Below are 8,883 nucleotides of genomic sequence, written 5' to 3' on the forward strand. Positions count from 1 at the left end.
GTGGGTGTGGACGGCGCCGCCGTCGGCTCGGACGGCGCGGCGGCCGGCTTCGGGTTCCACATGGGGCATGAACACGTCGCCGTGGGAGCGCACCTCGGCGGCGTAGTCCACGACGCCGGAGGGCAGTACGCCCTGCCAGCGCATTGCCAGGGCCGGCAGCGCCACCGCGATGACGGCGTCGAAGGCTCCTGTTGCCGCGCCGGGGCCGGGCTCCGTGGTGGCGAGCAGTTCGGCGTCCGCGTCGTCGAGCACCACCTCCATGCCGAGCTGCCAGGCTGCCAGAGCGAGTACGACCGACTTCCAGTGCGCGGGCAAATCCAAGCGCAGCCGTGTTCCCGGTTCCGCGTCCAGCTCGTCCTGGAGCAGGTTGCTGCTCTTGGCCACCCAGTTGTCCAGCACATGCCCGGAAAGTTCCACGCGTTCGGCGTCCGGTCCGTACCAGGTCAGCCGCGGGGAGGTGGACTGGCCCGAACGCAGGGCTGTCATAAGTTCGATTGCCGGGATGTTCATGCTGTCATCTTGCCACGGCCCGCGGACCGTGATCTCGGTCACACGTGCAGCCAGGTGCTTGCTTCTCCGGCGGAGGACGGCCACCGCAGATTTCCCTAAAAGTCAATAAAAATCTTCGAAAGTGCTCAGCACGCTGATGATTTTCCCGGTACTGCAAGGGAGTTGGGAAAAATCTCGGGCGTGGCGTGGACCGATATTGCCGCCGAACGTGATTATTATTCCCGCTGCCGCTTGACTCCCGGATACTTACACACGTGTAATTAGGTATCGAAAGCCAATGCGCATCAGCCGACACACAACCGAGTGTCCGAGGGTCAGGCAAAGGCTGCAAATCAGAGAGGGAAACGCCAATGGGGCTTGCAGAGCGTATCCATGAAGATGAAGTCGTCGCCGGCCAGGCGACGGCAAAGTACCCTTCGCGGGGCGTGCCCAGCGACTGGTATTTGGACCCGGCCGATCCGGATGCCGCTGAGCGGTACAACGAAAGCACCAAGGATTCGCTGCAGGACCAGGCCACGGCCTTCCTCGCGGCCCACGAAGCATTGCTGGCGGGGAACCCGGAGYCGGACGACGACCCGCTCGATCCGCCAATGGAACTCCAGACCCTGCACCCCGGAACCACCGCCCAGCCGGTGTGGATCGGCTTGCCCGCCCGGCAGGACTTCGACGATGAAGGCGAGCTGGGATGGCAGACGGATGCGCTTTGTGCGCAAACCGATCCGGAGGCCTTCTTCCCGGAAAAGGGAGGCTCCACGCGCGACGCCAAGAAGGTGTGCGGTGCGTGCAACGTGCGCTCACAGTGCCTGGAATATGCCTTGTCCAACGACGAGCGCTTCGGCATCTGGGGCGGCCTCTCCGAGCGGGAGCGCCGCCGGCTTAGGAAGCGAGCAGTCTAATTCTTCAAGAAGTACGAGTCACCGCCGTCGTCGTAACCCACGACGGCGGTGACTATCTCCCCAGGACCCTGGCGGCCGTGGCGGCTCAATCGCGGCCGGCAGATTCGGTCATCGGGGTCGATACCGGTTCCCGCGACCACTCGGCGGCCCTGCTTGCGCAGGCGTTCGGCACGTCCAACGTCACCGTCGTCGAGCAGACCAGGAGCGGGATGGGCGGAGCCGTCCAGGCCGGGCTGCAGGCCCTCGCGCCCCGGCGCGCGGACTCCGGACCCGCGGACTCCGAATGGATCTGGCTGCTGCACGACGACGCTGCGCCGGCTCCGGAAGCCCTTGCCGAACTGCTGCGCGCCGTCGAGCGGGCGCCGTCCGTTACGGTGGCCGGCTGTAAACAGCTGGACTGGCACGCCGGGCGCCGGCTTATCGACGTCGGGCTCTCCACCAGCCGCTGGGCCGAGCGCCTGACCCTGATCGAGGCCGACGAACTGGACCAGGGACAATACGACGGCCGCAGCGACACCTTTGCGGTTAACTCCGCCGGCATGCTGGTCCGCCGTGATGTCTGGGAAGACCTCGGCGGCTTCGACCCCGCGCTGCCCGGCAGCGGCGACGACGTGGACTTCTGCTGGCGCAACCGGCTCGCCGGCCACCGTGTGGTGGTGGTCCCGAGCGCCAGGATGTTCCACGTCTCGCATCGGCCGCACGCGCAGGGGACCGCGACGGCGGCCCGGAAGGCCCAGGTCCACCTGCGGCTCAAGCATGCCTCGGCCTGGAAGGTCCCGCTGCACGCCGTCGGCGCCCTCCTCGGAAGCCTCTTCAAACTTGTCCTCAGCGTCGCCGTCAAGGACCCAGGGCACGGATTCTCGCAGCTGCTGGCGACCCTTGGCGCACTGGGGCGCCCCCTTGCCGTGCTGCGCGGCCGCCGCAATGCCGCCCGCACCCGGCGCATCCGGCGCTCCGTGATCAAGGGCCTGCAGACGCCCCGGCGCGAGGTCTGGGCGCACCGCCGCTCGCTGATGGAAGCGCTCGGATCGGACGACGCCGGCGACTCGCCCTTCCATGATCCGCTGGCCGAACAGCCCAGCGGAGATTCCGCCGACGATTTCGCTGCCCTGAGCACCACCGAGCGCGGCTGGGTGGGCAACGGGGCGCTGCTGGCGTTGCTCGTCACCGCCGCGGCCTCGCTCATCGGCTTGCTGAACGTGTTCCGGGCCGACGCCGTCGCTGGCGGTGCGCTGATCCCGGTCTCGGCCAGCCTGGGTGAGATTTGGAACCACGCCTCCAGTTGGTGGATTGCCCTGGGGGCCGGCCTTCCGGGACACGGCGACCCCTTCGGCTACGTGCTCTGGCTGATCGGGGTCTTGGGTGCCGGTAATGCCAGCGGCGCCATGGCTTGGCTGTTGGTCCTTGCCATGCCGCTGTCGGCGCTGGCGGCGTGGTTCGCGGCCGGGGCGCTGACGCAGCGGCGCCGGCTCCGGCTCGCGGCCGCGTTGGTCTGGGCCGGGGCACCAGCCCTGCAGGTGGCGCTCAACCAGGGACGACCGGGGTCGTTCATTGCGCATTTGATGATGCCGCTGCTCGTCCTGGCTTTGCTGCGCGCCACCGGCTCCGTCCCCGGCCGCGGCCGCTACGCCGTCCCGGCTCCGGGGGAGCGGCGCTTCACCGAGAAGCCTCCGGCCAAGCCCGGCATAAATGGCACCCCGTCCTGGACCGCGGCTGCTGCTGCGGGACTGGCGCTGGCAGTCGTCACCGCGGCTGCCCCGTCGCTGCTGCTGCCCGCCGTCCTCGTGATCGCGCTGTTCGGCGTGCTGCTGGGACGCCGGGGACGCACCCTTTGGTGGTCGCTGCTGCCGAGCCTGGCACTCTTCCTCCCGTTTGCCCTCTCCGTCCTGGACCGGCCCCGCGCCCTGCTGGCCGATCCGGGCCTGCCGCTGGGCTTCGACGCCGCCCCGCTCTGGCAGCAGGCGCTGGGTCAGCCGCTGCGCTTCGAGCCCGGCGCCGGCCTCGCCGGTCTTTCCGCCTTCGGGCCCTCGGCCCTACCCTGGGCGCTCCTGCTTGCCCTGCTGCTAGGGCTGCCCGTCCTGCTGCTGGCACTGGGCGCGTTGTTCCTCCCGGGCCGGAACACAGGCCGCCGCCGGCCGCGGCTGGCCCGCAGCCTCTGGGCCGCCGGTACCGTCATGCTGGCTGGCGGCTGGTTCGCCGGGCACGTCGCCACCGGTGCCGGCGCCGAGGTTATGGTCACCCCGTTCCCCGGCCCGGCTGTCTCCGCCGCCGCTTTCGCGTTACTGGGAGCGGCGCTGATCGGCGCCGAGGCCCTGCTGGACGCCGCGGACGCGTCCGCGCCCGACCACACATCGCCCGACCGCAAGTCCCAGGGCCGCACCTCCCTGGCCCGCAGGATCCTGGTCCACGGCGCCGCCGTCACCGCAACGGTCCTCCTACTCGCCGGTCCGCTGGCCGGAATCGCCGTCTGGGCGGCGCAAAACGTGGCACAGTCCGCTGCGCCGCCTGCCGCGACGACGGATCCCCGCGCCGGAGCTGGTGCGGGCAGCGCCGCGGCAACTGTCGGCGACGGCGCGCTCGGCACCCGGCGGCTGGTCCAGGCCAGCAGCGCCCGCACGCTGCCCGCGACGGCGATCGACCGGGGCGAGGGGCCGGAACAGGCCCGGACCCTGGTCATCTCCGCCCGGGAAGACGGTTCCTTCGCCGCCTCCCTTGAGCGCGGCGCCGGCACCCGGCTGGATGCACTGTCCGCCGTCGCGTCCGCACGTCCGGTAATGGGTGCACCGGGGAAGGAGACGCTCCGTGAGGACGACGCCGTCGCCGCGTCACTGCGCGGGATCGTTGCCACCATCGTGGCCGGCCAAGGCGTGGACCCCCGCGGGCAGCTCGAGCAGCTCGGCGTCGGCTTCGTGGTACTTGAGTCCACGGACAGCGCCGCCCAGCTGACGGCCAGCCGGATGGATGCCGTCCCGGGCCTCGTGGCCGTCGGCCAGACCGACGTCGGCTGGCTGTGGCGGATCAGCCCGCTGAACCAGCCGGTGATCGATGCGGCCGATGTCGCGCACCGCGTCCGCATCGTCGACGGGGCCGGCGCGACCGTGGGACTGCTGCCCGCGGGCGTCGTAGCGGCCGACGCCGCAGTACCGGCCGGGCCCGAAGGCCGGTTGGTGGTCCTAGCCGACCGCGCGGATCCAGGTTGGAGCGCCTGGCTCGACGGCCGGCGCCTGACCGCCACCTCCGCGGACTGGGCGCAGGCTTTCACCCTGCCGGCGCAGGGCGGCCAGCTGAGCATCCGCTACGAAAACCCTTGGGCGCTTTGGACCGGCGTAGTGCAGGCCGTCGTGATCGGTCTGACCGTCCTGCTCGCCATCCCGATGCCCGCCCGACGCCCGAACACCGGGCTGTCCAGGGACGAGGGCTCGCTGCGTAAGGAATACCAGCATGYATGATGAACACGACGCTGCAACCCCTCCAGAACAGCCGCCAGCGGCCCCGCAACGTTCGGTTCCGGCCGAGCAGGCGGAAGAGGCCGAGGCGAGCAAGCGGGACAGGAGCGGACGCGTCAGCAACGGCCCCGGCGCCCTCCCCGCCGTCCCGGTGCTGGCCCGGCTGAAGGGCCTCTCGGGGACTGTGGGCGGCATCCTTGCCGGTGTGGTGCTCGTGGCAGCCGGCGGCGGATTGGTGGCTGCTTCGGCGTTGTCCCCGCAGGTCCCCGGCAGCAGACCGCTCACGGCACCGCTGGCCGCTGTTCCGGCCGGCAGCAGCGTTGGCATCTGCCCCGGACCGGCGCGGCTGCTCGAAGGCTCTCCGGTCGGGACGGACCCGCAGTTCAGCCCGGAGTCGGCTACCGCCAAGAGTGCAGTCAGCGCCGTCGTCCTCAGCTCCAGCGCGGGCGACTTGCCCGGAAGCCGGCTCGCCGCGCTTACCGGCGGCCCGCTGGTGGAACTGGCCAAGGCAGTCCCGACATCCGCTCCGGCGACGTCGGGCCCAGCCGCGTCCGCCGCAGCCCCGGCCTTGCGGGCCGGCGTGGTGCCGCAGCGCGCCGTCGACGCTGTCAGCGTGCTCAGCGCCGACRCGCAGGCAAACCGGCAGCCCTCCGCCGGTGCCGTGATGAGCTACACCGCCACGGACGGGGACCTTCGGGGTACGGCTGCCGCTGCCTGCCAGCGCCCGGCCAACGATCTGTGGCTGGTCGGGGCGAACACCGCCGTCGGCAGGACCGCGGTCCTGAACCTCAGCAACGCCTCCAGCACCCCGGCCACCGTCAGCCTGGACCTCTTCGGCGCCAAGGGAACCATCCAGGCCCCGGGGAGCCGTGGCCTGCTGGTTGCTCCCGGCAGCACCCGGGCCATCATCCTTGCCGGTCTCGCACCCGGCCAGGAGCAACTGAGCGTGCGGGTGCGCAGCACCGGCGGCCCGGTCTCGGCCGTGATCCAGCAGAGCGTCCTGCGCGGACTGACGCCCGGCGGCGTGGACTTCATTGTGCCGGGAACAGCCCCCGCCGCGCGGCAGGTGATTTCCGGCCTGGATCTGCAGGACCCGGCCGGACTGGCGGCCCTCGCCGCGAAACCCGGCTTCGCCGACGCCAAACCCGCCCTCCAGCTCACCGTTCCGGGCGCCGCGGACGCCGTGGTGGAAGTGAAGCTGTTCGGTCGCGACGGCCAGAAACCCCTTCCCGGCGGCGGCGTGGTGACGGCGAAGGCTGGTGCGGTCACGGAAGTGTCGCTCGCCGGCGTCCCGGCGGGCCACTACACGATCGCCGCCAGCTCGGACGTATCGTTTGCCGCAGCCGCCCGCGTCACCCGCGGGCTCAAGGCCGACGAAGCCGGAGATTTTGCCTGGACGCCGTCGTCGGCGAGGCTCGGCAGCCAGCACGTGGTGCCGGTGCCCGCGACCGGCACCAGGTTTCTGATGTTCGGCGCGCCGGACGGCCGTGCCACGATTTCCTACACGCCGATTACCGCCGACGGGAAGGTCCGCTCCGCGGCCACCGCCGACATCGCCGGCGGCACCACCGCCACCGTCCAGATCCCCGGTGATGTGGGTGGGTCGCCGCTGGTGGGATACCTGGTGTCAGCGGCAGGAGACGCAGCCTACGGGGCCGTCGTGCTGGAGCAGGATGGCAGGCCGGACATTTCCAGCCTCCCGCTGGCGCCCGGAGCCGCGGGCCAGGAACAGGTCGCCGTCACGCTCGGGCGCTAGCTGTACTTGGCCGCAGCCGGCGGACCGGGCCATCCCCGCGCGCTTAAGAGCGCCGGCCTAATAGCGGCGGCGGTACACCGGGTCCAGCGACTCGGGCGGGACACCGAGCATTTCGGCGGTGCGCTCCACGACGACGTCGTGCACCAGGTCCTGGAGCTCGTCACGGCTGCTGCACGCGTGTTCCACCACCCGCCGGTACAGCGTGATCACGGGACCCTCTTCCGCGGTGGCCGGCGAGTAGGCGCCCATCGGCGCCTGCGTGCCGTCGGCCACCAACTGCTCGAGTCCGGGCGGGATCTCTTCCACGGCAAAGCGGACGCCGTCCAGCGGCTTGCCCCAGATATCGTGCAGGCGCTGGGCCGAATCCAGGACGAAGTCATCGAAACGGTCCGAACGGGTCCGGTAGCCGGGCAGCGTGGGGAGCATCAGCTCGCCGCGGAGGCCGCGGCCGTGCCGGTTCCTGCGGCGCTCCCGGAAGCTCTTGCCCTGGGACGTGCCGCCGGCGGGGTCAGCCAACCGGACCGTAAAGCCGGGATCTTGGTGCGATGACTGCATAGCTTGACTCTAAACCCGGCGCCTGATTTCTGCGATATGGCGCCCCGCGCGCCCCGCGGCGCGGGGCCACAGGCGCGCTAGAGCGTTTCAATGCCGGGCCTCGGGGCCATGCAGGGGTAGTCTGTGATGTCGTGGGTGCAATTCGTCAATGTTCAAGGTCCGCTTGCCGCAATTCGGCGGTGGCGACTTTGACGTACGTCTACGCCGACTCCACGGCAGTCCTGGGTCCGCTGGCAACCTACGCTGAACCGCACTGTTACGACCTTTGCGAGCAGCACGCCGGTTCGCTGACCGTGCCGCGCGGCTGGGAAGTCCTGCGGCTCGCCCTGCCCGCCACCCCGGCCGGCCCCGGCCCCGACGACCTGCTGGCCCTCGCGCACGCCGTCCGCGAAGCTGCCGCCCGTCCGGCAGCGGCGACGGACCCCGGCCAAGGGCAACGGGCCGCGCATCCGGCGCTCGAAGCCCCTGCTGCCGGCGAGGGAACCCGCCGGGGGCACCTGCGGGTCCTGCGCGAACCCTCCTGAGCGGCGAACTGGCGGTAGGCTGGAAACTGAAATTTCGGTCCGCCACCGGCGCCTGCTGCGCCGACTCCAGGGAGCSYTCACCATGCCAMWGMTCAGTCCCGAACTGTTGTCTGTCCTGCGMTGCCCCGTCACSGGMTCSGCSCTGGTGCAGGARGGCGACGAACTGGTCGCCGCGAGCCCCGACGCGAACGGCCAAAAGCTCCGGTATCCCATCGAAGACGGCATCCCGTTGCTGCTGCCGCCGGAACTGCTGGCCGCGGCCACCGCCGCCCCCTCCGACCAGCACGACGGCGGCCGGCCCGACGCCRGTGCCCGGCACGCGGCCGAGTAGTCAGCGCCCCGGCAGACGGAACAGCCGCCGGCCCATCGGTAGCCGCCCCGGCGCCGAACTACTTCCAGTCCCTTCAGCTTCATCCCGGTTACCGCAAAGGATCCCCATGACAGTCGATTACAAAATTGCCGACATTTCGCTGGCCGAGGCGGGACGGCACCAGATCCGCCTCGCGGAGCACGAGATGCCGGGGCTGATGTCCCTGCGCGAAGAGTTCGGCGCGAGCCAGCCGCTCAAAGGCGCCCGGATCGCCGGTTCGCTGCACATGACGGTCCAGACCGCCGTGCTGATCGAGACCCTCACCGCACTCGGCGCCGAGGTCCGCTGGGCTTCCTGCAACATCTTCTCCACCCAGAACGAGGCGGCCGCCGCCGTCGTCGTCGGCAACGGCACGGTCGAGGACCCGCAGGGTGTCCCCGTCTTCGCCTGGAAGGGCGAAACGCTCGAGGAATACTGGTGGACTGCCGAACAGATCCTGACCTGGCCGGGCGCCGACGCCAACCCCGAACTGGGCCCGAACATGATCCTGGACGACGGCGGCRACGCCACCATGCTGGTGCACAAGGGCGCGGAGTTCGAGGCGCTCGGCGCGGTGCCGGCCGCAGCCGACGACGAGTCCGAGGAAGGCCGCGTCTTCCTCCAGGTGCTGCGTGCCTCGCTCCAGCAGGACCCGCAGAAGTGGAGCCGGATCGGCTCGCGCCTGCTCGGCGTGACCGAGGAAACCACCACCGGCGTCCACCGGCTGTACCAGCTCGCCGAGCAGGGAAAGCTGCTGTTCCCGGCAATCAATGTCAACGACTCCGTCACCAAGAGCAAGTTCGACAACAAATACGGCATCCGCCACTCGCTGCCGGACGGCATCAAC

Annotated in this window: 8 protein-coding genes; 6 read left to right on the plus strand and 2 right to left on the minus strand. The window is 70.7% G+C overall.

The window, feature by feature from the left end; genetic code table 11:
- Positions 1 to 510, minus strand: a 510-nt coding sequence (locus tag AB4Y86_RS05935) for a TIGR03089 family protein (RefSeq protein ID WP_441400958.1), incomplete at its 3' end; no start/stop codon positions are given.
- 350 nt (positions 511 to 860) lie between these two features.
- Between AB4Y86_RS05935 and AB4Y86_RS05940 the strand changes: the two genes are divergently transcribed.
- The 3 genes from AB4Y86_RS05940 (at position 861) to AB4Y86_RS05950 (ending at position 6,608) form a co-directional block, all read left to right on the plus strand.
- Positions 861 to 1,406, plus strand: a complete 546-nt coding sequence (locus AB4Y86_RS05940) for a WhiB family transcriptional regulator (protein WP_441400960.1) — start codon at positions 861 to 863, stop codon at positions 1,404 to 1,406.
- Between the two features lie 68 nt (positions 1,407 to 1,474).
- Positions 1,475 to 4,855: a glycosyltransferase family 2 protein gene (locus tag AB4Y86_RS05945; protein WP_441400971.1), complete on the plus strand. Its 3,381-nt coding sequence runs from the start codon at positions 1,475 to 1,477 to the stop codon at positions 4,853 to 4,855.
- Positions 4,848 to 6,608 carry a DUF5719 family protein gene (locus tag AB4Y86_RS05950; protein WP_441400962.1) on the plus strand — a complete coding sequence of 587 codons (1,761 nt, stop codon included), beginning with the start codon at positions 4,848 to 4,850 and terminating at the stop codon, positions 6,606 to 6,608. The genes AB4Y86_RS05945 and AB4Y86_RS05950 overlap by 8 nt, the downstream gene beginning before the upstream one ends.
- Positions 6,609 to 6,665: 57 nt before the next feature.
- Here the strand turns inward: AB4Y86_RS05950 and AB4Y86_RS05955 are convergent, their stop codons facing one another.
- The gene (locus AB4Y86_RS05955; RefSeq protein ID WP_441400963.1) at positions 6,666 to 7,163 is read right to left on the minus strand and encodes a metallopeptidase family protein; all 498 of its coding nucleotides are present in this window, start codon (positions 7,161 to 7,163) and stop codon (positions 6,666 to 6,668) included.
- 131 nt (positions 7,164 to 7,294) lie between these two features.
- Here AB4Y86_RS05955 and AB4Y86_RS05960 point away from each other — a divergent pair, with 131 nt between their 5' ends.
- The 3 genes from AB4Y86_RS05960 to AB4Y86_RS05970 all read left to right on the plus strand — a co-directional run.
- Complete coding sequence (locus AB4Y86_RS05960) at positions 7,295 to 7,687, plus strand: DUF3499 domain-containing protein (RefSeq protein ID WP_441400965.1); 393 nt, start codon at positions 7,295 to 7,297, stop codon at positions 7,685 to 7,687.
- 82 nt (positions 7,688 to 7,769) lie between these two features.
- Positions 7,770 to 8,018: a Trm112 family protein gene (locus tag AB4Y86_RS05965; RefSeq protein ID WP_441400967.1), complete on the plus strand. Its 249-nt coding sequence runs from the start codon at positions 7,770 to 7,772 to the stop codon at positions 8,016 to 8,018.
- Between the two features lie 106 nt (positions 8,019 to 8,124).
- The coding region (locus AB4Y86_RS05970; RefSeq protein ID WP_441400969.1) for an adenosylhomocysteinase at positions 8,125 to 8,883 on the plus strand (759 nt) is incomplete at its 3' end.

Origin of the sequence: Arthrobacter sp. 2YAF22_2 (assembly GCF_052114645.1) — a bacterium.
Taxonomy (GTDB): domain Bacteria; phylum Actinomycetota; class Actinomycetes; order Actinomycetales; family Micrococcaceae; genus Arthrobacter.